22 protein-coding genes are annotated in these 24,757 nt (G+C 64.8%); 8 read left to right on the plus strand and 14 right to left on the minus strand.

Annotated elements, in window-relative coordinates:
- The first annotated feature begins 39 nt into the window (after positions 1 to 39).
- Positions 40 to 738 carry an excisionase family DNA-binding protein gene (locus Q7V20_RS00425; RefSeq protein ID WP_304786017.1) on the plus strand — a complete coding sequence of 233 codons (699 nt, stop codon included), beginning with the start codon at positions 40 to 42 and terminating at the stop codon, positions 736 to 738.
- A 130-nt stretch (positions 739 to 868) separates the two neighbouring features.
- The gene (locus tag Q7V20_RS00430) at positions 869 to 1,585 is read left to right on the plus strand and encodes a TVP38/TMEM64 family protein (protein WP_304786018.1); all 717 of its coding nucleotides are present in this window, start codon (positions 869 to 871) and stop codon (positions 1,583 to 1,585) included.
- A gap of 21 nt (positions 1,586 to 1,606) precedes the next feature.
- Here the strand turns inward: Q7V20_RS00430 and Q7V20_RS00435 are convergent, their stop codons facing one another.
- The 13 genes from Q7V20_RS00435 to Q7V20_RS00495 form a co-directional block, all read right to left on the minus strand.
- Positions 1,607 to 2,293 (minus strand): energy transducer TonB, encoded by a 687-nt coding sequence (locus Q7V20_RS00435; RefSeq protein ID WP_304786020.1) that lies wholly within the window; start codon positions 2,291 to 2,293, stop codon positions 1,607 to 1,609.
- On the minus strand, positions 2,293 to 6,447 hold the full coding sequence (locus Q7V20_RS00440; RefSeq protein ID WP_304786022.1) for a pilus assembly protein: 4,155 nt from the start codon (positions 6,445 to 6,447) through the stop codon (positions 2,293 to 2,295). Before Q7V20_RS00440 ends, Q7V20_RS00435 begins: the two co-directional genes overlap by 1 nt.
- Positions 6,448 to 6,482: 35 nt before the next feature.
- A complete protein-coding gene (locus tag Q7V20_RS00445; RefSeq protein WP_304786024.1) occupies positions 6,483 to 7,139 on the minus strand; it encodes a pilus assembly protein PilX in 657 nt (218 codons plus the stop codon).
- Positions 7,139 to 8,284, minus strand: a complete 1,146-nt coding sequence (locus Q7V20_RS00450; protein WP_304786026.1) for a PilW family protein — start codon at positions 8,282 to 8,284, stop codon at positions 7,139 to 7,141. The genes Q7V20_RS00445 and Q7V20_RS00450 overlap by 1 nt, the downstream gene beginning before the upstream one ends.
- A 1-nt stretch (position 8,285) precedes the next feature.
- Positions 8,286 to 8,705, minus strand: a complete 420-nt coding sequence (locus tag Q7V20_RS00455; protein WP_304786028.1) for a pilus assembly protein PilV — start codon at positions 8,703 to 8,705, stop codon at positions 8,286 to 8,288.
- Positions 8,706 to 8,708: 3 nt separating this feature from the next.
- Complete coding sequence (locus Q7V20_RS00460; RefSeq protein ID WP_370652372.1) at positions 8,709 to 9,377, minus strand: GspH/FimT family pseudopilin; 669 nt, start codon at positions 9,375 to 9,377, stop codon at positions 8,709 to 8,711.
- A 104-nt stretch (positions 9,378 to 9,481) separates the two neighbouring features.
- Positions 9,482 to 10,453 (minus strand): fatty acid desaturase family protein, encoded by a 972-nt coding sequence (locus Q7V20_RS00465; protein ID WP_304786032.1) that lies wholly within the window; start codon positions 10,451 to 10,453, stop codon positions 9,482 to 9,484.
- A 20-nt stretch (positions 10,454 to 10,473) separates the two neighbouring features.
- Complete coding sequence (locus tag Q7V20_RS00470) at positions 10,474 to 11,307, minus strand: PaaX family transcriptional regulator C-terminal domain-containing protein (protein WP_304786034.1); 834 nt, start codon at positions 11,305 to 11,307, stop codon at positions 10,474 to 10,476.
- 77 nt (positions 11,308 to 11,384) lie between these two features.
- Positions 11,385 to 12,242 (minus strand): D-hexose-6-phosphate mutarotase, encoded by an 858-nt coding sequence (locus Q7V20_RS00475; RefSeq protein WP_304786036.1) that lies wholly within the window; start codon positions 12,240 to 12,242, stop codon positions 11,385 to 11,387.
- Positions 12,239 to 13,195 carry a DUF429 domain-containing protein gene (locus Q7V20_RS00480; RefSeq protein ID WP_304786038.1) on the minus strand — a complete coding sequence of 319 codons (957 nt, stop codon included), beginning with the start codon at positions 13,193 to 13,195 and terminating at the stop codon, positions 12,239 to 12,241. Before Q7V20_RS00480 ends, Q7V20_RS00475 begins: the two co-directional genes overlap by 4 nt.
- Positions 13,196 to 13,624: a BLUF domain-containing protein gene (locus Q7V20_RS00485; protein ID WP_304786040.1), complete on the minus strand. Its 429-nt coding sequence runs from the start codon at positions 13,622 to 13,624 to the stop codon at positions 13,196 to 13,198.
- A 10-nt stretch (positions 13,625 to 13,634) separates the two neighbouring features.
- Positions 13,635 to 14,366, minus strand: coding sequence for a GTP cyclohydrolase I (folE, locus tag Q7V20_RS00490; protein WP_304786042.1), 732 nt, complete (start codon positions 14,364 to 14,366; stop codon positions 13,635 to 13,637).
- A gap of 115 nt (positions 14,367 to 14,481) precedes the next feature.
- Positions 14,482 to 15,213 (minus strand): hypothetical protein, encoded by a 732-nt coding sequence (locus Q7V20_RS00495; RefSeq protein ID WP_304786044.1) that lies wholly within the window; start codon positions 15,211 to 15,213, stop codon positions 14,482 to 14,484.
- A 110-nt stretch (positions 15,214 to 15,323) separates the two neighbouring features.
- Between Q7V20_RS00495 and Q7V20_RS00500 the strand changes: the two genes are divergently transcribed.
- The 6 genes from Q7V20_RS00500 (at position 15,324) to Q7V20_RS00525 (ending at position 23,595) form a co-directional block, all read left to right on the plus strand.
- Complete coding sequence (locus Q7V20_RS00500) at positions 15,324 to 16,082, plus strand: M15 family metallopeptidase (RefSeq protein ID WP_304786046.1); 759 nt, start codon at positions 15,324 to 15,326, stop codon at positions 16,080 to 16,082.
- 110 nt (positions 16,083 to 16,192) lie between these two features.
- Positions 16,193 to 16,459: a PAAR domain-containing protein gene (locus tag Q7V20_RS00505; RefSeq protein WP_230179060.1), complete on the plus strand. Its 267-nt coding sequence runs from the start codon at positions 16,193 to 16,195 to the stop codon at positions 16,457 to 16,459.
- 1 nt (position 16,460) lies between these two features.
- Positions 16,461 to 17,945: a hypothetical protein gene (locus Q7V20_RS00510; RefSeq protein WP_304786051.1), complete on the plus strand. Its 1,485-nt coding sequence runs from the start codon at positions 16,461 to 16,463 to the stop codon at positions 17,943 to 17,945.
- A gap of 18 nt (positions 17,946 to 17,963) precedes the next feature.
- Positions 17,964 to 21,815 (plus strand): type VI secretion system membrane subunit TssM, encoded by a 3,852-nt coding sequence (gene tssM / locus Q7V20_RS00515; protein ID WP_304786053.1) that lies wholly within the window; start codon positions 17,964 to 17,966, stop codon positions 21,813 to 21,815.
- Positions 21,812 to 22,798: a type VI secretion system-associated protein TagF gene (tagF, locus tag Q7V20_RS00520; RefSeq protein ID WP_304786055.1), complete on the plus strand. Its 987-nt coding sequence runs from the start codon at positions 21,812 to 21,814 to the stop codon at positions 22,796 to 22,798. The genes tssM and tagF overlap by 4 nt, the downstream gene beginning before the upstream one ends.
- Positions 22,799 to 22,803: 5 nt before the next feature.
- Entirely contained in the window at positions 22,804 to 23,595 is a 792-nt protein-coding gene (locus tag Q7V20_RS00525; protein ID WP_370652373.1) for an OmpA family protein, read from the plus strand.
- 24 nt (positions 23,596 to 23,619) lie between these two features.
- Here the strand turns inward: Q7V20_RS00525 and tssA are convergent, their stop codons facing one another.
- Complete coding sequence (tssA, locus tag Q7V20_RS00530) at positions 23,620 to 24,708, minus strand: type VI secretion system protein TssA (RefSeq protein WP_304786057.1); 1,089 nt, start codon at positions 24,706 to 24,708, stop codon at positions 23,620 to 23,622.
- Positions 24,709 to 24,757 lie beyond the last annotated feature (49 nt).

The following is a 24,757-nucleotide window of genomic DNA, read 5'->3' on the forward strand; positions in this document are numbered from 1 at the left end:
GGCCTACCGCGACAGGGTGGATCCCGCAAAAATGAAACCATGTCGCAAGTCATCCACCTGGGCCCCGGCGCCCGCATGCTCACCACCCGTGAGGTGGCCAGCCGTTTGGGCGTGTCGTTGCGCACCGTGCAGTTGTGGGTCGAGGCCGACATCTTGCCAGCGGCGCGCACGCCAGGCGGGCACCGGCGGATCCCTTACAACGCGGTCGAAGCATTGGCGTTGAGCACCGGTCTGGGGGGAGATCCTCTGGCGGAGCAGGCGCGTCGGCGGGGCAATCCGGCCGCCGTCTTGCCGCGTGGCAGTGCGCTGGACAAGGTCCGCCAGGAGGCGCGCCACCATGATGTCCTGCTGGTGGCCGACGACCCGCAGTGGCAGGCTCAATGCGCGTCTGCCCTGGAGGTGTTTGGCTCGGCGGTGCGCCTGCGCTTTGCCGAAACCGGCTACCTGGCGCTGTTGCAGATGGGACAGCAACCGCCGGATCTGTTGATCACCAACCTGGAGTTGCCGGGCATGGATGGCTTTGCCATGCTGCGCACCTTGGAGCGCTGTGAGGCCGTGACCGGCATCGCGGTGCTGGCTTTGACGTCCTTGACGGCGGACGTGATCGCCGCGCGAGGTGGCCTGCCGGACTGGGTTGAGTTGTTCTCGTGGCCCGTGTCGCCCGAAGCCTTGGCGGTGAGGGTGGGGCGCTGGATGCTCACCCAAAGACCGCTGCCCGGCGTTCATCCCGACGTTTGACGCCCCCCCGAAGCAAGGGGCGGGGGCATGCATCCACAGGAAAGCACCTGAGTCGATCGCCCTTGAATGGCCTCAAGATGCGGATGTTTTCCGTTGGATGGAATGTGGGCAGTGCAATGAGGTGGGTGTCATGAGTGCGGGTGGTTCATCGAAGGTGTCGGGCAGCAAGTTGGTGCGCCGGCTCCTGGTGGTGGTGTACCTGGGGTTGTTCGCGGCCGTGGCCCTGGTGTGGCGCAGCCCGTCCATGAGCCATTGGCTGGACCCGGTGGTGCTGAGCCAGCTGGGCCGCGACCTGTTGGCTTCGCCACTTGGGCCTCTGGCCGTGCTGGCCGGTTATGTGCTGGCGGTGGTGTTGGCCATGCCCATCCTGCTGATGATTTCGGTGGGGACGCTGGTGTTCGGCCCTTGGCTGGGCATGGTGTATTCGCTGGCGGGCATGCTGAGTGGCGCGGTCGTCACGTATGGCGTGGGGCGCTTGAGCGGGGCCTATCTGCTGGACCGTTTTGGCGATCCCCAGGTGCAGCATCTGGCGCGGCGCCTGAAGGACCGCAGCTTGCTGGCCATCATTTTTCTGCGCGCTTTTCCGGTGGCGCCTTTCCTGGTCATCAACGTGACGGCGGGCGCACTGAGGGTGCGCTTTCGCGATTACGTGCTGGGCACGGTGCTGGGCGTGCTGCCCGGCACGATCATGCTGTCCTTGTTCATGGACCGGCTGGTGGCGGCCTGGCGCGATCCTGGCGTGGGCACCTATGTGGGGGCGGCGTTGTTCCTGGTGGCGTTGGTGACGGCGGCCCGGGCTTTGCGCAAGCGCATGATCGCGGCCTTGGCGGCACCCCAGGTGGGTTGATGCCCGGCATCGCCGGACTCGCTACAGGGACTGCGGCTGGCCGGTGGATTCGATGGGCGTGTTGTCGAACACGACTTCGACGCGGATCAGTGATTTGACTTGTTGGCCCTGCACTTCGCCAGGCCGGAAATGCGCTTGCAGGAAGGAGTCCCTGGCCGCGTCTTCCAGGGGCTTGGGCAAGGATGGGCCGTCGATGCGCACTCGGCGCACCACACCGGTTTCATCGATGAACAAGGCCAGGATGGTGGTGTAGCGTCCGGGCTCCTTGATCTGCTCGGGGAAGGGCACGATCACCGGTGTGCTGGAGCGGGGCGGTGTGCTCAACAGGGGCCGGGGCAGGTACTGGTCACCCGCGTCGGCGACGGCGGTGGGTGACGAATCGCCTTCCGCCTGGACCAAGGGCTGGTCCTCGGTGACGGGAACGATTGGCTCGATCGCGTCTGCAGGCAGGGGCAGAGGGGGCGATTCGGCGTTGGCTGGCGCTGCCGGGATGGGGGGTGCCTCATCACTGGGGATGCGAAGCTGCGCGTGTGGTGATGTGGCTCGCGGGCTCAGCCGGGCATGCACGACGCCGCTACCCGCGCTTTTGGCGCTTGGCTGAACAGTTTGAACAGGTGATGAGGACACCATCAAGGTCAGCGCCGCAGCGTGCATCACCACCACGTGGGCGGCGATGACACACACTGATTGGCGCCTTTTGTTCATCATCAGTTCAGCAGTTCGCGCCACGAGGTGCGATTGGCGCCCGTCGCAGCGCTGGTGCTGGTGGTGGGCGGACTGCTGGTGGTGATCTTGGCATTGCTGCCGGGGATGATCAGCAGGGATTTGCCGTTGGTCAGCTCGATCCAGGTCAGGCCCACGCCCAGGAACTTGTCGAGGCTGGTGCCCACCACGTTGCCGGTGGCGCTGGAGGGGGCCGATCCGGTGCTGATGTCGAAGGTGTAGTTCCAGCCCGAGCCGCCCGAGGGGCTGCACACACTGCTGCCAGGGATGGCAGAGATGGCGGCCAGGGTGGTGTACTGCAACTGCATGTCCACCGACACCCGTTCGCCCGATGTGGGCAAGTCCACGCGCCATCCCTTCTGGGTGGCCCAGTTGACGGCGTTCTTGCTGGCGGTGCGCGTTTTGGTCGTGGCGTTGGTCAGGGTTTGGGTGACCATGTCTGTGCGCTGGCGAACGTCGCCCAGGCCGGTGGTCGCCAGGCTGTCCTTGACCGCGTAGATGGATTGGGTGGTCGTGTCGACGATGTCACCCAGGCCCAGGTAGCGGCCCGTGGCCACCAGGATGACGGGGTAGCTCACCGAGTCGTAAGTGACGACAGCGGTTTCAGGCCGGGTGGTGATGGGTTGTGGCGTGCTGCTGTTGATCTGGAAGGTGGCCAGCAGCATGGCCTTGCCATGGGGCTCGACCAGATTGTCGATGTCAAAGCGCCAGAGGTTGCCGAGCATGTCGCCCCCATAGAAGCGGGTGGAGGTGTTGTCGGTGTTGTCTTCAATCCAGGCGTTCAGTTTGCCCAGGCCGCTCGGAGTGGCGCTGGTGCCCGCAGGCGTGGTGCCCGAGGTCATGGTGGGGATGCCGTTGGGGATGTCGCTCACAGGCCGGCCGGTGTTGGCATCCAGCACGTACAGGCGGCCATTGCCATCACCCGTGGTGTTGTTGTAGCCGGAGGTCAGCACGACCACCCAGGTGCCGTTGGCTCGCTTGGTGATGATGGGCGTGCCATAGGTCAGGCCCATGTTGGCATCGGTGAACTCCCACAGGATCTTGGGATCGAGCGGGTTGGTGATGTCCAGCGCATAGTAGGACTTGCCGCCTGCGTTCAGGCCACCCACCAGGATGGTCTTCCAAGTGGAGCCGACGCGGATGTCGCCCACGGTGGGCGTGCCATCCACGAAGAAGTGATGGCGATCTGCGTAGTTGGTGTCGGCCAAGCGGTACAGTTCGGGCATCACGGCAGTGGGGATGAAGCTCCACAACTCCGTGCCGGCCGACACGGCGCCGGTGCCCGTGGTGGTGGTGGCGGCAAACGCGTGCAACATGCCGTCGTTGGCGGCCGAGAACACCACGGGGCGGCGGTTGGCGTGCGTGCTCACGAATTCGGAGTAGCCGGTGTCCACGTAGTGGAAGGGGGGCTTGCTCACGTAGACGGGAGACGCATTGATCACGTCGCCCAGCATGGACTCACGGGCACGGTAGACAACGGCCGTCTTGGACTCGGTGCCGTCGGTGTAGTTGTAGCTGCTCAGGGTGGCATCACCGCGCAGGAAGTTGACCAGATTGGCGCCCAGGTTGGCCTGGACCTTGGGATCGGCGTCCAGGTTGTTGCATTGGGTAGGCGTCAGCGGTTTGCCGCAGTAGTTGGTGAAATGGCCACCCAAACCATCAGCGCTGAGGTTGGTGTAGTTGAAGTCACGGCGCGTGGGCGTGGTGGCACCCGGCTGCGCATAGTAAATGTTCCGGTCGGCGGGGTTGAGCTTGGCGATCTCTTTCTTGGCGTTCCAGATTTCAACCGAGGTGTTGATCTCGCCGGTGTCGCCGTTCAGGGAATAGGCCACCAGTTCGCCGGTCCAGGCCACCGTGGTGTACTTGGCGACAAACACTTGGTTGTCCGTGCCCTTGACGGGTTTGAGGGAGCTGGTGGCGGCCGATGAAGAGGCGCCATCGGTCCGCTCGACGTTGGACAGAGCCGCTCCGATGGCTTCGCTCACGGCGCTGGGATCGGAGGCCGACCAATACTGGCCGCGGCCGTTGACAGCGGCGTGCCACAGGTCGTCCACGTGGGTGACGCCTTCGGAGGCTACTTCGGAGATGGGCCACTCCAGGGTGCCGTCGGCCCGGGACAGTTCGTAGTAACTGCCGGTTCTCAGACTGGCATTGAGGTAGTCCTTGCGGTAGGGCAGGATGCCATTCATGCCCAAGCCGAGCGTGAAGGTGGTCATGTGCTGGGTCTCGGCCTTGTCCAGGCCGTTGGGGGTCACCTCGTTGTTGCAGACGTCTGTGCCCAAGGCGCCGAGGCAATTGCCCAGCGCGCTGGTGCGCAGGTCGGTGACGTAAAAGTACTGGGCCACGTCGGCCAGGCTGTTGCTGGAGCCCTCGGCGGTGGCTGAGGTCACCGTGGGCGTGCCGGCCACGGTGTTGTCAACGACAGCGCTGATGGTGGCGGCGCCATTGCTCACTGAGGATGTGGGCAGGGATGGAATATTGTAGGGCCAGTTTTTGCAGGTGCCGGTGACCGAGTTCAACGCGGGGCCCACGGTGGTGTCGCTTTTGGTGACGGTATCCGTGCCAGTGGTGGTCGGGGTGCTCCACACGGTCGTGCTGGCGGTGACTGCCCCGTCCACCCCGTTGATCCGCTTCTGGGTGGTGCTGTAGGTGCCGGTCAGTGTCTGGTGGCTGGTGAGAGTCTGCACCAGGGTGCGGGTGGTCTGCGTTGCCGTGGTGGTGTACTCGCGCCTGGACCCGCCGCAACCCACATAGGTGCTGACCGGCGTGGTCCCGCTGATGGTGGTGGTGGTCTTGTCGTACGCTGAGTCCTGAGTGCGGCTGACGGTGTAAGGCCTCACGGTGGTCACGACACTGTCCATCCCGTCCCAATAGGGCTTGGCCTCGGTGCCATCTTGCTGGCCAACGCTGGTGCCATCCAGTTTGAAGGGCCCATAGGTTGAGGTTTCATCATTGTTGTTCCAGTAGCCGTCCGTGGACAGGATGCTGTAGTTGCGCTGGCAGGCGTACTCCATCGGGTCGGTCGTTTGGCCCGGCGCCTTGTTGGCGAAGTAGCGGCCCACCTTGGACAAGGCTCCGCGCAAAGGGGTTGCGTTCCCAGGGTCGGCTTTGTAGAGGTTCGAGTAAAAAGAGGTCTTCTGGCTGTTTTCAAAGGCGCCGGTCGGCAGGAACTTGGTGCTGGGTGCTGCGCTGGTGGAGCTGATGGTGGTGAAGCCCACGCGGTACTTGCCGTCAATGGGGCTGAAGGCACGGCCCGCAGCCGAGCGCATCATCAGGACACGCGTGCGGTAGTAGGCATACCAGTCGGCATACCGCTGCGCCTGGGCCGAGTCGGTGTTGACGGTAACCTGCGTGAAAGGGGCTGAAGCGGGAGGCCGCAAGAAGCACTCGTTGGCAAAGCCATCATCACCGATGGTGTCCAGGCCATCTATCGTGTACTTCCAGCCCATGGCTGGTTTGCTGCCTGTGTAGTCGTAATAGGTGCGGCCGTTCAGGTTGGTGACGTTGGTTTGAACCCCCACTTTCCAGGTGGCTGTGGGGCTGCCGCCGCCCGCCATGCCGGTCACGGTCACCACCAGGGTGGGATTGTTCCAGCTCTTGACGATGCCTACCATCCACTGTGTGTCGTTGGCGGTGTTGACGATGCCCACCCGGCTGTCTTTGGTGAAGCTGTCCCAGGCACCATTGCTTACGCTGAAAGTTCGGTCGCCCGTGCCGATGGACACCGGGGTGTTCAGGTTCTTGGAGTTGGTCACCGTGACCTGGAAACCGTCAATGGGGGCGTACTGGAAGGAGGCGGCTGGGTAGGGCGTGCCATCCGGATTGAGCGGTCGGTTGGCGCTGTAGTCGTAATCTGGGTTGTAGGCGATGCCATTGCACTGCTTGGACTTGAAGCCGTAGGCGGTGGTGTCGCGCATGTCGTCGGGCATGAAGGCCGAGGCCATGCTGCCCGAGTCATCCAGGATGAACATCACATTGGGCTTGGCGCTGATGTCCGACGTGGTCGCCAGCGGCGTGTTCGAGATGTCGGTGGGCGCCGCGCGCACGCCCGGGTTGAGCGCGGCCAGCCCGATCAGCATGGCCACCAGGGCCCGGTTCATCGAGGGGAACCCGGAGTGGGTGCGAGGGTGGTTTTGCATGCTTGCTTCCTTCCGCGCCGTGAGGCAAGGGCACATCAGATGTGCACAATCGTTTCGACGAAGCTGGTCGTGTTGCGTGGACCGATCACCCGGACCACGATTCGGTAGTAAACGCCCGACACATTGGTGAAGCGTTCGTAGTCGGAGTAATCCAGCTTGCCGCGTTTGGCGGCGTTGTTGCTGCTCGATACCAAAGGCCGGGCGCAGGAGGTGCTGGTGGCGTTGGGATCACCGACGGCATCGCACAACCGAAAGATCACCCAGCGGACCTTGTTCTCGTTGATGGTGCGCTCGGCGGCAGGCAGGACGGTGCAGTCGGCCTCTGCGGTGCCGGGGGCATATTGGCAGCGGTCGTGGTCCCAGTCAATCAGCTTGCGCACGCCGGTCGTCTGCTGGCCGGTGACGTCCAGGTTCTCATAGGCCGTGGCGTAGTAGCCATCGCCATGGGCGTTGAGGCTGCCGGCGGGGGCCTCGTTGAGGGCCGTGATGGCCTCTTTGGTGGCGCGGTCGGCCACGGCGGTGGCATCCTGCTTGAAGCTCAGGTTGCCCATCACCACGGAGCTGGTGTCCACCGATCGGACCAGGGCCACGGTGGCCAGCGACAAGGCGGCCAAGGACAGCAGGGCGAACAGCAAGGAGACGCCGCGGTTCTTGAGGGATGAGTGGGTGGTCAGGTGCATGGCGAGTCTCATCACGAGTTCCAGAGCACATTGCGCAAGGGGACCACGGTGTCGTAGACCTTGTAGCGGTACTTGTTCCAGTCGGTGCCCAGGTGGGTCAATGAGAGGGACAGGCACTGGCGGTTGGTGTAGCAGCTTGTGGCCCCGGCCACCGTCACGCCCGTCGTGCCCAGATCCCACTGAAGGGTGCTGCTCGTCGCGTTGCCGCCGCCTTCGTTGTCTTTCTCGAATTGGCTGCTGCGGGCCACCAGGATCACGCGAATCGACAAGACCTGTTGCCATCCGCCCGTGGTGGATGGGGTGTTGTTGTCGTATGTGTCGACCACATCGTCGCCGTTGGTGTCCTTGCCATACATGGCTCGGAGCATGACGACCTGGGGCTGCGCGTCCTCGGCCGTGCTCCACATGCCTCCAGCCCGTGAAAGGGTGCTGGTCTGCAAGGCCTGTGTGGCGGTGTCGATGGAAAACCGGCGCAAGGACAGGGCGCCCACGTTGAGCAGGTAGCTGCCGGCGGCGGGGTAGCCAACGGTGGGCAGCAGGTTGGCCGACGCGGGTTGATTCCAGTCGGCATCGCTGGCCTCTGCGTGCGGGATGTTGATGGTGGTCAGCTGGTTGCTGCCATTTTGCTTGACCTGGACCACGCTGCACCAGTCAGTGGCACTGGGGGTGGGCGGCGCCGCGATCAGCAGATCGTTTTCGACCACACCCACAGCCGATTGCACCACGAAGTAGCTGCCGTCGGCGGGATGGTTTTCGGTGACCTTGATGGGCACCGAGAACGAGCTCTTGGTGCTTCTGAGCACCGTGATGACGTTGGAGCCATTGGACCCGTTTTCAATGACGACGGGGGCCAGGGTGAAGTTGGCGATGGGGTTGGCATCGACCTTGTACTTGACCATGCAACCCAGGCCAGCCGGGTTGGCACTCACACCGTAGCCTGCCATTTGAACTTCGCGCTGGATGGCATACAGGCCCAGTGCGCCGCTGATCTGCGCATCGGCGCCACTGGTGATCGTGCGCTTGCGGCCCTCCGACACCAACAGCACTTGCGCGATGGCCACGATGGTGAGCATGCCCAGGACCACGCCCACCATCAGCTCGATGAGGGTGAAGCCTTGCTGGCGGCGATGAGGGAAGGTGGCAGCGCGCATGGTCATGTCAACTGATGGAGGTTTCAGATTTGTACTTGTGAGAACCGCCATCGGGCAGCGACCAGGTGATCACGATGTAGATGTCGCCGGAGTTCTTCACTTCTACCGTGGCGGCGCCATTGGGCAAGGCCTGGGTGACCTTGTCCATCCAGGCCTTGCAACGCGCGTAGCCGTTGCAACTGCCGGTGGTGTAGTTGCTCAGGTTGGCTTTGTCAGACCACATCAGCCCGGTCAACTCGGTGGCCAGGTAGGATGCGTCGGTGCGCACTTTGGCGGCACCTTGTGTTTGGTTCATGTTGGCTTGCAGGCCCACCAAGGCCAGCACGCCCACGCTGAACAACAAGACGCTCACGAGCACCTCGATCAGCATGAAGCCTCGAACAGTGCGAGCACGGGCGCGGATCTTTGGGGGTGTGGATGGGTGCATGGTTCAGCTCGCTGGGCAGTAGCGGGGGTCGGTGGTGCTAGTCACGGCCTCATCGCAGACGAGGGTGCGGCCACCGCTTGAAATCATGATCCTGTAGCGGCGGTGGTCAGTGCCATTGGTGCCGTCGTTGACCAGGATTCGGCCAATGGGACCAGCATTGGCCACTTGGCCAAAGGCATTGAAGGTGATGCTGGTGGCAGGGGTGGCGCCATCGCGCTGCTTGGCCGAGACGGTCACGCCACTGCCGCCATCGCCGATGGGCCTGGCCGCCACGGTTTGCGGCGCGGTGGTGTCGGAGGGGGCGACCGAGCACTTGCTGGTCGGATCGGTCAAGCTGACCACCCATGAACCGCCGGTGGCGCTGGTGGTGCAGTCGTCGCTCAGCACCTTGGGGTCGGCGGTTGTCACCATCCAGAAGGTGACGTTCTGATTGCGGCGCACGGCCTCCGCGCGGGCCTTCTGCAAGCCTTCCTGGATCGACTCGGCCGTGTTGCGGATGCGCGAGTTGACCATCCAGGCGCCCAGGCTGGGCATGGCCGAGGCCAGCAGGATGCCCATGACCGCCAGCGTGACCGCTATTTCGATCATGGAGAAGCCGCGTTGGCGTTGATGAGCGTGTTTGAGACTGCACGAGACCACTTTTGAACCCCTTGAACACACGAATGGGACCATTCACGTGATCGATTCTAGGAAGGGGCTTTCCGGGGCGTGCGGCAATAATTGGCAGTAAAAAGGCCCAGTTCGACGGACGGTCGGTGGGTCCGACAGACGGTTTCTCAGCGGGGGCTGGACACCATTTTGAGCACGTCCCAGTAGGACGGTGAGGGCGGAACAATGCCCCTTTCACGCAATACCTTGTGCAATTTTGGCAGTCGGAAGTAGGGAACCGATGCCATGAAATGATGCTCGATGTGGAAGTTGACGCGGATGGGCGCCACCGTCATCCGGGCCAGGAAACCGGCCCGCGTGCTGCGCGTGTTGCGCAGCATGTTGCCGCTGCGTTCGGTGCAGGCGTGCTCGGCCATGGAGCGCAATCGCATGAACACGCCGAAGGTGGTCAGGTAGGCCACCCACCAGGCCGAGTAGACCCACAGGTGCCCGCTCAAGGCCAGCGCCGTGGCCAGCAGCGCATGCAGCACGATGAAGCCGCTCATGCGCCGCAGGCCTTCAGCCGCGTAGTCATGCCAGCGTCGACCATCGCGTGGCAGTTTGACGATGTCGGCGGCCACGGTCCACTGGAGCACACCCATGTCCATCAGCACCTGGCCCACGATGCGGCGCAGGCCGCTGAGCCCGCTGAGGTCGCGCAGGAACTTGCGGCGCACCGACGAGCGCGAGGCCGGGAATGGTTTGACCAGGCTCAGGTCGGGGTCGCCCGCCTGGTTGGTGTGCGCGTGGTGCTTGAGATGGTGTTCACGGTAACGGGCCACATCGACCCAGATCCAGCGGCCCGCCAGCCAGTCGGCGGCGTGGTTGTTCAGCCAGCGGGTCTTGAACAAGGTGCCATGCGCGCCTTCGTGCAACAAGATGGCCAGCGCCAGTTGGCGGCCGCCCAGCACCACCACCACCAACAGGTAGGTCAAGGGATGCGGAAACCAGATCAGTGCGGCAAAGCACAAAGCGATCACGCCCCAGGTGAAGCCCAGGGCCGACCAGCCGGCCAGGTCGGAGCGGGCGGTGAATTGCGCGATCTCTTCGCGGCTGAGCACGTCGGATGGGCGCAGGCGTGATGGCAGGGCGGTGTTCATGAGGATGGGGTTTGGCTTGGTCAATGGGGCAATGACGAGGAGGCGGACTTGCCTGCGATGGGTGTTGGTGCGTCGACCTGGGCATGGAACTGGCGCCAGATGCCGTGGCCCAATTGATCGAAGTCCTGCACCGCGTTCATGAAACGCTGGCGGCTTTCAATGTCCACCAGCGGTGCTGGCAGCAAGGGGTCGAACACCACGTGGCGGATCGCCTTGCGGCCCAGCAGGTAGGACTCGCGCGCGGCGTCTTCAACGGGCAGTTGCTGGGCGCGCGCAGTCCATTGCGACAGTTGCGCCTGGATGTGGCCATAGGCCTCATTCAACTCCTGGCCATGCCAAAGGTGGGGGATGCGGGCTTCGCGCTCCTGGTCAAACGCTGTGGCAATGAACACGCAGGCTTCGCGCTCCAGGCCCAGGGTGTGCAGCCGCTTGCGCACCGTCTCGATGCCGCCTTGCAGGTTGTCGGGGCGCACGAACAGGCCTCGATCCAGTTCACGCAGGCCCACCATTTGAAGTGCGCGGTCGCGGTGGCGCAGGGCAACCCGGTCGCTGCGGCCCAGGGCCCCGCAATGCACGGCAATGTACCCGCCTTGCCAAGGCCTGACGCGCTGGCTGGCACTGCGCCAGGTGGCCACGTCGGCCGCCAGTTCGTTGGCGCTGGCGCTGAGTTCGTACACGCCACGGCTCACGGATTCGATCATGCCGTCGGCCGACAGGCGGGCCAAGGCCACCCGAAGATTGTTGGCGGGAATGCCGAACAGCGCGGCTGCGGCCAGCAGGTGCCGCACGGGCAGGTGATCGCTGCCAGCGGCCAACAGCAGGTCAAGGATCAGGTTTTTGGCGGTGATGCTCATGAATATTACAAACAAACATCAAAAGTGATTTTGCTTGTAATGTATTCGGGGCGAAGGGTGGCGTCAAGCGCCGAGCACTACGCCAAAAGCGTCAGGCACTGCCGACCCGTCCACTCCTCGCCGGGCGCCAGCGTTTTGGGCTGAAGGATGCGGGCGGCTTCCACGCACAGCATGTGCTGCCAATCATCCGCAGGCATGTCGCTCAAGGCGGCGCATTTGTCAGGCCCCGGGTTCCACACCACGGCGTCGGGCAGGTTGTCCGACTGGATCTGCAAGCGGCGTTTGCCTTCGGTGAGCAGCAGGCTGCTGGCCTTTTCATAGATGCGGTCGAACTCGCCCGAGAAGCTTTTTTCCGGGTGGTCTTCCACCGCTTCGCCGTTCAGCAGGTTGTCGATGTAAAGGTGGCCTTCCAGACCATGCAAGCGCACGCGGCTCAATTCAGCCACGCCCAGGTAGGTGTGCAGGGCCGCTGAAAAAGGCCACACCGTGCTGCCACTGTTGCGCACGTAAAGCTCCAACTCCAGTTGCGCGCCGCTGACCGACACGGTCAACTCCAGTTCGAAACCATGCGGCCACAGGGCGCGGGTCTCGTCGCTGTCCGCCAGCTGGAATGTGGCTTGGGCGTGGTCTTTGCCTTGGCGCTGGCTTTCAAGCTGCCACGCGCGGTTGCGGACAAAGCCATGGCGGGGCAGGCTGCGGTCCGGGCCCTTTTGCTCGAACTGCGGAAAGATCACCGGGATGCCGCCCCGGATGGCCTTGCCCGCGCTGTAGTCGGCCTGGGGCGAGAGGTAAAGCTGCTCGGTGCCGCCTGCGGGCACCCAGGACACCACGTGGGCGCCATGCAGCAGCACCGTGGCTTGCGCGCCATCGGGCGATTGGATCTGGATGGCCGGCTGGCCGTGGTGGTCGTGGAAAGTGGTGAGGGTCTCGGTCATGCGGTGAGTATCCATCCTTCGATGGGGTCCACCACCTTGGGCAGGCCCCACGAGTGGGTGGGGTTCTCTTCGCCCTCGCGCTGGGCCCAGGCGGCCTGCACCAGGCACAAGGCGGCGTCCAGGCGGTCGCCTTTGGCATCGGACACCAGGAAGTCGCGCTGGCCGGGGGTGAGCTTCAAGCGCAGGTTCAGGCGGGTGCGGCCTTGCTCCAGCGCATCGACCAGGTCCATGCGCGCGATGAGGCGGGCGTGCTGTTGCTCCGCAGGTGCGGCCTGGTCGCTTTTGTAGCTGCGCCTGCCCAGCACTTCGCCGGAAAGGAAGCCCGGGTAGGCCTCGAAGGCCAGGGCATCGGGTCGGCCCTGGCGCAGGCCGGGCAGGGTGAAGTCGGCCTGCACCAAACGGATCAGGCCTTCGAAATACATCTTGCCCACCGGCACGTAGCGCGTCTGCAAGGGGCTGGTGCTGCTGATGCCGGGCACGGCGGTGTCGGTGGGGCGGTGCAGCAGCTTGGGGCCATTGCCGCGCTGCAGGTCCCAGGTCTGGCCCCAGCCATCGACCAGGCTCTGGAAGCCAGCGCGGTCCTGGCAATGGGCATGCAGCGCGTGGATCAGGGTTTCGGCGGCAGTGGCCTTTGGCCCTGCCGCTTGCTGCACGGCCTGGCGCAAGGCCGCCAGGTGATGGGCTGGAAAGTCACTGGGCGGATGCTCACACAGGGCCTGCACGAAAGGGCGTGGCAGCCCGAATGGAAAGTCGCACGCGGCCAACACGCCAGGCGCGCTGGCCAGCACCTGCTCCAGCCCCGCCAGCGTGGCCACCTCACCCAGCTTGTCCAGCTTGACGACCATGCCCGAGCGCCGACCCCAGGCCAGGGTCAAAGGCTTGCGGGATGAAGGCGCGCACGAGAAATCCAGGCCCAGCAAGGTGCCGGGCACAGTGCCGTTCAAGCCGGACATTCAGTTGGGTTTGCAGCCGATGGACGCGGTGACGATCAGCTCTTCGAGCAGCGCCAGCGAGACCTTGCCGGGCACGGCGTAAGGGTCCAGCACCGGGCGTTCAGAGTATTTCAGCAAGATCGAGGGGTTGACCTTGCTCAGGTTGACCTGGCCCATGGTCCAACTGGCAAAGCGGCGCTCGTCGATCTCTTCGTAGTCGAGCAGGATGACGTTGCCGTGGCGGGGGTCATTGGCGATGCGCGTGTAAAGCTGGTTCACGGCGTCGCGGCCACCTTCCAGCAACTGCATGAAGATGTCGCCGCTGTGGCACAGCAGGCCGGTCACGCCCAGCGCCAGGTTGTTCTTGCGCGAGGATGACAGGATGGTCTCGATGGTGTCGGCGGCCAGGGGCTTGTGAGCCCGGCTGGCATAGAGCAGTCGAACGAGCATGGTGGTGACCTCAGCTTTTCCGTTGGTTGACCAGGGCGAGGAATTCGCGCCGCAGGTTGGGATCCTTCAGGAAGGAGCCGCGCATCACACTGTTGATCATCTTGGAGTCCATGTCCTTGACGCCGCGCCACTGCATGCAGAAGTGGTCGGCCTCCATCACCACGGCCAGGCCATCAGGCTGCATGCGCGATTGCAGCAAGTCGGCCACTTGCGTGACGGCTTCTTCCTGGATCTGCGGGCGGCTCATGATCCAGTCGATCAGGCGGGCGTATTTGGACAGGCCGATCAGGTTGGAGTGCTCGTTGGGCATGACGCCGATCCAGACCTTGCCCATGATGGGGCACAGGTGGTGCGAGCAGGCGCTGCGCACGGTGATGGGCCCCACGATCATCAGCTCGTTCAGGCGTTCCGCATTGGGAAACTCCGTCACGGCAGGGGCCTTGTGGTAGCGGCCCTTGAAGATCTCGTGCAGGTACATCTTGGCCACGCGGCGGGCGGTGTCCTGCGTGTTGTGGTCGCTGTCGGTGTCGATCACCAGGCTGGACAACACGCCGGCCATCTTGTCTTGCACCTCGTCGAGCAGTTTTTCCAGCTCGCCGGGTTCGATGAATTCGGCGATGTTGTCGTTGGCGTGAAAGCGCTGTTGGGCTTCTTTCAGGCGTTCCCGGATCTTGACGGACACGGGCGTGCCTTCATCAATGTCAGGGGCCGCGTCGATGGCGCGGAGGTTGGGCGTGGTCATGGGGCGCTTTCAAAGCCTGGCAAAGCAAGCAGTCTGCAGATGGCCGATGCTAACAAGCCCCAGGGCCTTGTGCGCGTTGAATGCAAGGCAGCCCCGGCTTTGCGGGGGGAATGCCTCAGTTTTTGGGCGCCACCGGCTTGGGCGGAGGCTTGCGACCCGTGTGTGCGAACATGGCTTCCAGCAGCGCCACGTCTTCGTCCTGCCCCTTGGCGGTGGCCCCGGCCTTGCCGGGCTTGGCTGGGGTGGTGGAAGTGGCCGACGCCAGGGCCACGGCGGGTTTGGCGGCAGGAGCGGCCTTGACCTGGTCGTTCACGGCCGCGCGGTCCAGCTCGGTGGATGGAGACAAGGCTGTGGCCGATGGCGCCGTGGGGGTGGGGCTCAAGGCCGCCAACGGTGCGTCGGCATGGGTGGTTTCAATCACGGCAGGGCCTGCGGCCGTGGGCGCCGAGACCTCGGCGCTGGACTCCAGCGTGTCATGCTTGGCGGAGGTCGGCGCACGGGCAATGGTGGTGGGCGGCGGCATCACCTGGGCAATCGCGGGCTTGCTGTCCTGGATGACCAGCACGAAGCCGGCCATCAAAGCCAGCACACCCACGCCCATCGCACCCCAAAGCGCTCCCTGCAGCCAACTGCGGCGGTGTGATTTGTGGGTGCGCCGTCCGCCTTTGGTGCGGCTGGGCCGCGAAGCGTGGCGGGTTGATTCCAGCGTCGATAGAATCCGCACGCGTTGGTGGTCTTCGGCGGCGGGCTCGTCGTCCATGCCCGCGAACAGGCTGGGGCGATCAAGGCTGGGCCGCTGGCCGCGTCCGGGTTTGGGGGCTTGATGGTCGCCCGATGGGTAGCTCAACGCCAACTCCCTGTGTTGATTTTTGTGGTGTCGCCAAAGCGCGGATTCTACGAAGCGTCCGACACACCGGCGCGGCCAATCGTCTTTTTGCAAACAATCGTTACAACAATATGCTCGCAGGGTGGATTTTTGGGTACTTCGTGCTGGGCTGTCTGGTCCTGGCTTGCTTGGTGTTTCCTTCGGGGCGGCGCGCGGTGGTGGCATGGGTTGGTTCGTCCTGGAAGGGCCGCCATCAGCGCCGCGTGAGCGTGATTCCCTGGATCGTGCTGGGCAGTGTCCTGCTGATGCTGCCCGCGGCCGGTGTCTGGTGGTGGGGTGGTGGCCAACAAGGCGGGCGCACCTTGGATGCCTTTGACGACACCACCCTGGACGACGGCAATCGCCACGTGGCCCACTTGCTGCAAGGCGAGCAACTGGTGCCACCGCCGCCCTTGCCGCCCGAAGCCTTCACCACCGCTGAGGTCGAGGTGGTGCGGCCCATGCTGTCCAGCGCCGACCGCCGTTGGGATCGCATGGACGAAGCCTTCGTGCAACGCGTGCTCACGGTCTTCAAAGTCATGAAAGAGCGGCATGGCTACGACATGGCCTTGCTGGAAGGCTACCGCAGTCCCGAGCGCCAGAACCTGCTGGCCGCGCAAGGTGCGCACGTGACCAACGCGGGCGCCTGGCAGAGCTACCACCAGCACGGCTTGGCGGCTGATTGCGCCTTTCTGCGCAACGGCAAATTGGTGATCTCCGAGAAGGACCCGTGGGCCATGCGCGGCTACCAGCTCTATGGCCAGGTGGCCGAAGAGTTGGGCCTGACCTGGGGTGGCCGCTGGCGCCTCATGGACTTCGGCCACGTCGAGTGGCGCAGAAACAGACAGTAACAAGTCCCCGCCCCAACGGGGGGGAAGGACCATGGACATCCGCCATTAGACTGCGCCCCTGCCTGCTGCAAGTGCGGGCCACGACGACAACACACGGGGAGTCAGACGACATGGGGCGTCCTTTCATTGTTCTGGGTGACAGCACCGACCATGGCGGCACGGTGGTGGGCGCCTCTGGCGTGACCGACACCCATGGCAAGCGCATCGCACGCGTGGGTGACCAGGTCACTTGCCCTCACCGGGGGCATGGCACCACGGTGATCGTGTCGGGCGATGCCACCATGATCATCGACGGCCAGCCCGCCGCGCGCCATGGCGACAAATGCGCCTGCGGCGCCACCCTGATCGCAGCCCAGGCGGTATCCACCGGCATCTGAGATGAGCAAGCTGTTGAAGGCCGGGTTGTTGTGCCTGGGGATTGGGGCGCTGGTCTGGCTCGTCACCTTGTGGCAATGGCAGACGGCTGAGCGCGATGTCTCGGACACCGAGATCGTGGGGCAGTTGTTCGTGTTGCCGGTGGTGCTGACCGCCGTGTTGTTGGGCGCGGTGTGGGGCGTGGCCCGCTTGCGGGCCGATGCGGCCAAGCCGGTGGTGATCAAGGCTCGACCGGCGGTGGTGGACAAGTCGGCTGTGGTGCCAATGGACGAGCGGCGACTCAGCTTGGCTGTGGTGCAAGCGGCAGTGCGTTTGTCGGCGGGCGACTCCCCCGAGCAGGTGCTGTCGCAAATCCGGTCGGGTGATGTGCGTCCCGGCCTCGACCCCGAGTTGCAGGACCTGGACGGCGGCCCGGTGTTCACGGCGCGCCTGCCGGAGCTGGACGTCGATGGCTTGCGCCAGGCGTTGCCGCCTGAAGTCGGTGACCGCGTGGTGCGCGCATTGGCCTTGCTGCAGGCCCCCGCAGATCAGTTGCTGGAGCGAGTGTTGATGCTCGCCGAGGACTGGCCCATTGACGAAGCCTCCGCTCAAACCTCCATGATGGCGGTAGATCAGCCCGCGCACCTCAGTGGCATGGCAGCGGCGGCCACCACCGGCGCGCGCCGAGGCCCGGTGCTGCCCCGCTTGACCGTGCGCTTGGCCTTGCCTTCCTCATGGACTGAAGCCGAGCGCGAGCACGCGTCCGCCTGGCTGCGCATGCGCTGTGCCGTGCTGACGTCCCCCGCCTTGCATGTGCATGCGCTGGACCAGGCCGATGGCCTGTGGGCCTTGCTGGACCAGCAAACCCTGCAATGGTCGCGCGAAGGTTTGCCGCAATGGTGCCTCGTGCTGGTGGCCGACAGCGCCCTCGACGAGCGCGAGATTGAGCGGCGTCAGGCCGTGGGCGAACTTTTCACAGGCGCCCATCAAACCGGCCGCATCCCCGGTGAAGCGGCGGCGGGCTTGCTGCTGGCCACGCCTCATTGGCCTGGGCTGGACACGCAAACGCCGCCACCTGCGCGCCTGTTCCGCCCCGTCCGTCTGCGCCGCGACAAATCGGCCGATGCCGCTGGTCGCGTGGGTGCCACCGTGTTGCAAGACGCCATGGGCCAAGCCTTGAGCGTGTGCACCGCCTTGCCCGCTGACCTGCTTCAAGTGGTGGCCGATGCCGACCACCGCGCCAGCCGCACCGCCGAAGTCTTCGAAGCCTTGCAAGACCTGGCGCCCCAACTGGACCCGATGTTGTCGGTGACCCGCGTGGGCGAAGCCTGCGGTGACCTGGGTCTGGCCAGCGCCCTCGTGCCTGTGGCCTTGGCCACGGGCCTGGCCCAACAAGACGATGCCCCCGGCGTGACCATGGCCGTGCTGGTGCAGGCCACGCACGAACGTGTGGCCCTCGCTTTGACTCCCTGGACTTGGACGCCGCCATCGGCCCAAGCCAAGACCTGATCGACCTGGACTGGAACCATGCAGAGAATCTGGCAGTTTTTTCTCAACCCCAAGGTCCTGACCGTGTTGGGCGTGGCCGCTTTGGCGGCCTTGTTGTTCCTGGGTGCCGACACGCTTCAGGTGGGGCTGATCTGGGCGGCGGTGGTGCTGGGCTTGATGGCCGTGGCCTGGCTGATGGTTTGGGCCGTGCGCCGCGCCAAAGCGGCCAAGGCCTCCTCGCAACTGGAGCAAGCCCTGCAAGCCGAGGCCGACAAGGCCGTCAAGTCGGCGGGCAAGGACAAGCGTGATGAAGTGCAGGCCGTGCGCGAACGCATGGTCGACGCGGTCAAGCTGATCAAGTCGTCCAAGCTGGGCGAAACCTCGGGCTCGGCCGCCTTGTACGAGCTGCCCTGGTACGCCGTCATTGGCAACCCGGCGGCAGGCAAGAGCTCGGCCGTGGTCAAGTCGGGCTTGAAGTTTCCCTTCGCCGACAACACCGAGAACGTCATCCAGGGCATTGGCGGAACGCGCCACTGCGACTGGTTCTTCACCACCGAAGGCATCCTGCTGGACACGGCGGGCCGCTATGCCGTGCATGAAGAAGACCGCAGCGAATGGCTGGGCTTTTTGTCGCTGCTGAAGAAGCACCGCCCCAAGGCGCCCATCAACGGTGTGATCATCGCGGCCAGCGTGGCCGAGCTGGGCGCCAACAAGCCCGAGTTCGCCATCGAGCTGGCCCGCAAGCTGCGCCAACGCGTGCAGGAACTGACGGAAAAGCTGGAGGTGTTCGCACCCGTTTACGTGGTCTTCACCAAGGCCGATCTGATCTCGGGCTTCGTGGACTTCTTTGAAGACCGCGACCGCAGCGAGCGCGACAAGGTGTGGGGCGCCACGCTGCCCTACGACACCACCGGCAAGGCCGATGCCGTGGCGGCGTTTGATCACCATTTCGACGACCTGTACGAAGGCCTGAAGGAGGCCTCGGTGGCGCGCATGTCGCTGCACCGTGGCGAGCAACTGCCGCCGGGCGTGCTGACCTTCCCCTTGGAGTTCGCGGCGCTCAAGTCCTCCTTGCGCACCTTCATCACCACGCTGTTTGAAGAGAACCCCTATCAATTTCGGCCCATCTTCCGGGGCTTCTACTTCACCAGCGCGGTGCAAGAGGGCCAATCCACGGGCCGCGCCAGCGAGCGCGTGGCCGAGCAGTTCGCCTTGCAGCTGCAGCCGGGCACGGCCTCCAAGGTGTACTCGCAAAGCGGTTTCTTCCTCAAGGAGCTGTTCTCCAAGGTCATCTTTGCTGATCGCCAGTTGGTGCAGCAGTACACCAGCCGCCAGAAGCTGCACCTGCGCTACGCCAGCTTCTTCGCGGGCGTGGTGTTGCTGGGTGCCTTGCTGGGCACGTGGACCTGGTCTTACCTGGGCAACCGACAACTGGTGAGCAATGTGCAGGCCGACCTGGCCAAGGCGCAGCGCGTGCAAGAGGGGCGTGTCGATCTGCAGTCCCGCCTCGAAGCACTTGAGATCCTGCAAGACCGGCTGGCCCAGATGCAGCAGTACCGCAGCAGTCGGCCCTGGTCGTTGGGACTGGGGCTGTACCAGGGGCAGGCCATCGAGGCCCGGCTCCAGCAAGAGTACTTCGCTGGCTTGCAGGCGGTGATGCTCAAGCCGGTGGAGCAGTCCATCGCGGCGTACCTGTCCGATGTCAATGCCCATGCGGCGGACCTGCGGCCCATCCAGCGGGAGGGTGACGGTGCGCCTGCCGTGGCGACTGTGGCAGTTGCGTCGTCTGGCGCGGCCTCCGGTGTGGTGCTGGATCCGAATGCGGCCGCCCCGGCGGCGGCAGGCGAGTCGGCCTACGCCAGCGCTTCCAGCACCAACGTCACCGAGGCCTACAACGCTTTGAAAGCCTACCTGATGCTGGGTGACCGCTCGCGCCTGGAGTCAGGCCACATGAGCGACCAGTTGACCCGCTTCTGGCGCAGCTGGCTGGAAGCCAACCGCGGCACCATGCCTCGTGATCGCCTGATTCAGAGCGCCGAGCACATCATGGGCTTTGCTCTGGCCCAAATGGCCGATCCCGCGTTCCCACAACTAGACCTGAACCTGGGCCTGCTGGACCAGACGCGCGAGAACCTGCGCCGTGTGATCAAGGGCATGCCGGCGCGCGAGCGCGTCTATGCCGAGATCAAGGCGCGCGCGGCCACGCGTTTCGCGCCGATGACAGTGGCCCGCTTGATCAGCGATCCCGACCGGCCGATCGTTGCTGGTAGCTACGCCATCTCGGGCACCTTCACCAAGGAAGCCTGGGACCAGTACGTCAAGGAGGCCTTCAAGAACGCGGCCAACAACGAACTGCAGGCCACCGACTGGGTGCTCAAGACCGCGTCCAGCGACGACCTGACTCTGGAGGGCAGCCCCGAACAAATCCAGAAGGCGCTGACCCAGTTGTACAAGCTTGAATACGTGCGCGAATGGCAGAAGTTCATGCAGGGCATCACCGTGCAGGAGTTCGGCAGCTTCGAGAAAGCCGTGATGCACATGAACCGCCTCGGTGACCCGGCGGCCTCGCCCGTGGGCCTGTTGATGCGCACGCTGTACGACCAGACCGCCTGGGACAATCCATCGCTGTTGAACGACAAGCTGGCCCAGGGGCAACGCGGTTTCGTGGCCTGGTTCAAGCAATCCATTTTGCGCATGGCGCCCTCGGCGGTGCCGGTCAACGTCAACGTGGCCATGCCGACATCCGACATCCCGCTGGGCCCCATTGGCAAGGAGTTCGTCGGCCTGAACCGCCTGATGATGCCGCGCGATGGTGGTGCCACGCTGGTGCGCAGCTATCTCGATGCCTTGTCCAAGATCCGCACGCGTTTCAACCAGATGAAGAACCAGGGCGATCCGGGGCCGGCGTCGCGCCAGCTGATGGTGCAGACCCTGGAGGGCAGCTCCGAGTTGGCCGATGCCTTGAAGCTGGTCGACGAGCAGATGCTCAATGGCATGAGTGATTCGGCCAAAGCCACCTTGAGACCTTTGCTGGTGCGGCCTTTGATGCAGGCTTTTGCCGTGATCGTGCGCCCTACCGAGTCCGAGCTGAACCGCGTGTGGATGGCCCAGGTCTTCGAGCCTTATCAGCAAACGCTCTCTGCCAAGTACCCGTTTGACCGGGCCTCCAAGGTGGAAGCCAGCCCCGTGGAGGTGGCGAAGGTCTTCGGATCGGAGGGCGCGGTGGCCAAGTTCGTGGAGCAGTCGCTGGCGGCCCTGGTGGTGCGGCGCGGCGACACGGTCAGCCCGCGCACCTGGGCCGACATGGGCGTGCGTTTGCTGCCGGACTTCTCAGGTGGCCTGGCGGCCTGGGTGGCGCCCTTGAGCGGGCAGGGCGGTGGTTCCGGCAGTGCGGGTGGCGCTGCAGCGGCGGCCGCAGAAGCCCAGACGGTGTTCGAGTTGCTGCCCCAAGCGGTGCCGGGCTTGACCGAGTACACCGTGGACATCGACGGACAGCAAATGCGTTACCGCAACGCCGCTGCGACCTGGTCGCATTTTGTGTGGCCGGGGCCGGGCACGCCGGGCGTCAAGATCTCGGGCGTGACCTACGACGGGCGCACCGTGGAGTTCTTCAACGAGCCGGGTCGGTATGGCCTGGAGAAGATGATCAACACGGCCCAGCGCAAGCGCACCGACAGCGGTGCGTTTGAGTTGCGCTGGCCACAAGGCTCGCTGGCCGTGGCCTTGCAACTGCGCATCATCTCGAACGCTTCAGCACCGGCTGCCGCGCCAACCACCACTGCGGCGGGTGGCGCATCCACCGGTGGCGGGCGTCCTGGCGCCTTGCCGGCCATGGTGGCAGGTGGCGCGGACGCCACCGTGGCCTCGATCACGCCGGAGGCCAAGCCATGAGCATCGTCACCACCCATGCCACCGAGGTGCTGTACTTTGGCAAGCTGCCGTCGCGGGGTGATTTTGTGCGCAGCGCGCACCATGCTTCGGTCATTCAGAGCCTCGACCAGTGGCAGGCGCAAGCGATGGAGCGCTTGTCCACCGACCCGCGTTGGAAGCTGGTCTACGACCAGGCTCCCACCGTGCAGTTCGCCATCCTCGGGCTGCACAGCCAGGTTGGCTTGGCAGGCCATTGGCTGGCCAGCCAGGATGCGTCGGGGCGGCGCTTTCCCTTCATCACGGCTGGCGTGTTCGATGTGAGCGACCAGCTTGATTTCATCCAGCACGGCCCCTTGGTGTTGGCGCGCTTGTGGGCCCGACTGGAGCAGGTCGGGCGCGTGGCCCATGCCGCCACCGACCTGGCGCATGCCCAGGCCAGCTTGACCACGCCCATTGAGGGCGACTTCAAGACCAGCGGCCCGCGCCTGGAGCTGATCGATTTTCTGGAAACGCACACCGTGGCCAGCCTGGAGCAGATGCTGGCGGCCTCGGGCGCGCGGGTTTCGGTGCGCCAGACCCTGTTGGCCCTGGGCATCTTGCTGCAACCAGTGATGGCGCAGGGGGCCAGCAAGTTGCACAAGGGCTTGCGCCTGCCCTTGGCGGCGGATGCGGGCTTGCGTTGGCCCGTGGCCTGTTTCTGGCTGTCGCTGATCCTGGGGTTTTTCAAACGCGTGGACGCGGAGTTGGCGCTGTTTGTGACCACGCACAGCACCCACCCCGAAATGATCCTTTGTTTTCAGGGCGCGTCGGCGGCTTCGCTGTGCTCGGTCATCGACCCGGAAGCCTTGCAGCGTGACACGGTGGAGGTGACGCAGGCCGACTGGGTGGAAGACTGCCTGGAGGACGACTACGGCCTGCGCAAATTGTCAAACTACTTGCGCGACCCGGCCTTGTCATTGGCCCAGGCCTTGCGCACGTTCGAAGAAATCTTTCTGGGAGTATGACGAGCATGAACCACGCCAAAGTTCTGGCTTTGTCCCTGACGCTGTGGTGCGCGGCAAGTGGCGCGCAAACCGCCATGGCCACCGCTGGCGCCCAAGTGCTGGGGCCCAACCAGGTGGTGGTCGCTGGCACCGTGCCCGACGAGGCCACCCGCGTGCAGGTGGTATCGCGGCTGCGCGAGCTGTACGGTGCTGACCGGGTGGTCGATCAGCTGACGCTGGGCGCGGTGGTGGCACCGCCTCAGTGGTCTCAGAACCTGCAGAAGGTGCTGTCGCCCTCCTTGAAGCAAGTCAGCCGTGGGCAGTTGAGCGTGCAGGGCAACATCATCGATTTGAAGGGCGAGGTGTCCAACGAGGCCGTGCGCCAGCAAATGGCCAGCGACATGGCGGCCTCGCTCAACCCGACCTACACCGTGCGCAATGGCTTGCGCGTGGCCGCGCAAGAGCAAAGCCTGGTGGACCAGACCTTGGGCAACCGCATCGTGGAGTTCGAAGCGGGCAGCGCGGTGCTGAGACCGGCGGGCACCGGCATCCTGGACGAGATGGCGCTGGCGCTGTCCAGGCTCAAGGGCAAGAAGGTCGAGGTCATTGGCCACACCGACGCGCAAGGCGGCCGGGTGGCGAACGTGGCGCTGTCATTGGCGCGAGCTGAGGCGGTCAAGACCTACCTGGTGAGCAAGGGGCTGGTGGCCGAGGCCATTGGGACCATGGGGCTGGGGCCGGATCGACCCGTGGCCAGCAATGCCACCGAAGAGGGCCGGGCCCGCAACCGGCGCATCGAATTTCGGGTCGAGCCCTGAGCCCGGTCAGAGGGAGCGAGCCGTTCAGAGGTTGGCTTCGCCCTCTTCCGGCTCCACGCCCAGCAATTCGTGCAGGTGAGACATCGAGCCCTGGTCCTTGACGACCTTGCGCAACCACTCGTGCAGGGGCATGTCGCCCCACTTCACGGCTTTCTCGGCCAGGTAGGCTACAGGGCTGTGCGGCTCGGTGCGGCGAAAGAAGGCGGCCACATCGCGCAGTTGTTGCAATGCCTGTGCGCGGCTGCGAAGCGGACCTTTGGCCGTGCCCTGCCGCGACAGGTCGTCGGCAGTGCCTCCATCGGCTTTTGACTCAGCGTCATGCGTCCCCGCGGGCTGTTCGTCTGGCGCTGCAGCCAAGGCGCCCACCTCCCGGGCCAAGCGCTCGACATCATGCACCGCGCCTGACAAGGCTTCCTTGGCCGACACGAAGGAGGGGCCCTGGTGCCCCAGCTTGGCGTCCACCACGGTTTGCCAGGCCCGCAGTTGCTGCTCGCAAGCCTGCACGGTTTGCAAGGTGGCGCGCAACTCGTCTTTGGGGGTTTCGCGCAAGGCCCGCATGAACTGTTCCAGTGTGACGCGGTCGCTAGCCTGAGCGCGGGCGTCCTGCGGCGAGCGCTCCTGCTGGGCTTGCCATTGGTGAGCGATTGCCATGTCTTGCAGCGAATACACCGCGCCTTGTCGACCTCGGGTCAATGGCCGGGTGTTGGCCAGACTCACCAGGCGCTGCAACAGCCAGGTCATGTTTCCCACGCGCTGGTCCATGTCACCATCATCGGCCTGGGGGTGCAGGTCGTCCCAGTGGTTTTCGCACAGGGCCGTGCACAACTGCAGGCCCTGGAGCAGGCCCGCGTAGCCCTGGGTCAGGGCCAGAGCTTCGGTCAGCCATTGGGCCAGCCGCAAGTCTTTGGTCTGCTGGCTCAGCAGGTGCGTGCATTGGCGCACCACGCCAGGCCAGTCGGCCACTTTCAGGGCCGTCACCCATTCGCCTTGGTCCAGGGTGGGGTCGTCTTCGCGCCGCATTTCGGCGATCTGGTCGAACTCGGTGGAGAAAGACAGGTCTGCGCCGCAAGGCAGACCGCCAGCGATGGGGGCCAGCAAGGCTTCGTTGTTCATGGGGTCCCTGGTGTATTCGTGCGTGTTTTTCAGCCCGTGATTTTCCCAT

This window comes from Aquabacterium sp. (genome assembly GCF_030652515.1).
In the GTDB taxonomy this organism is placed as follows: Bacteria; Pseudomonadota; Gammaproteobacteria; order Burkholderiales; family Burkholderiaceae_C; genus Aquabacterium.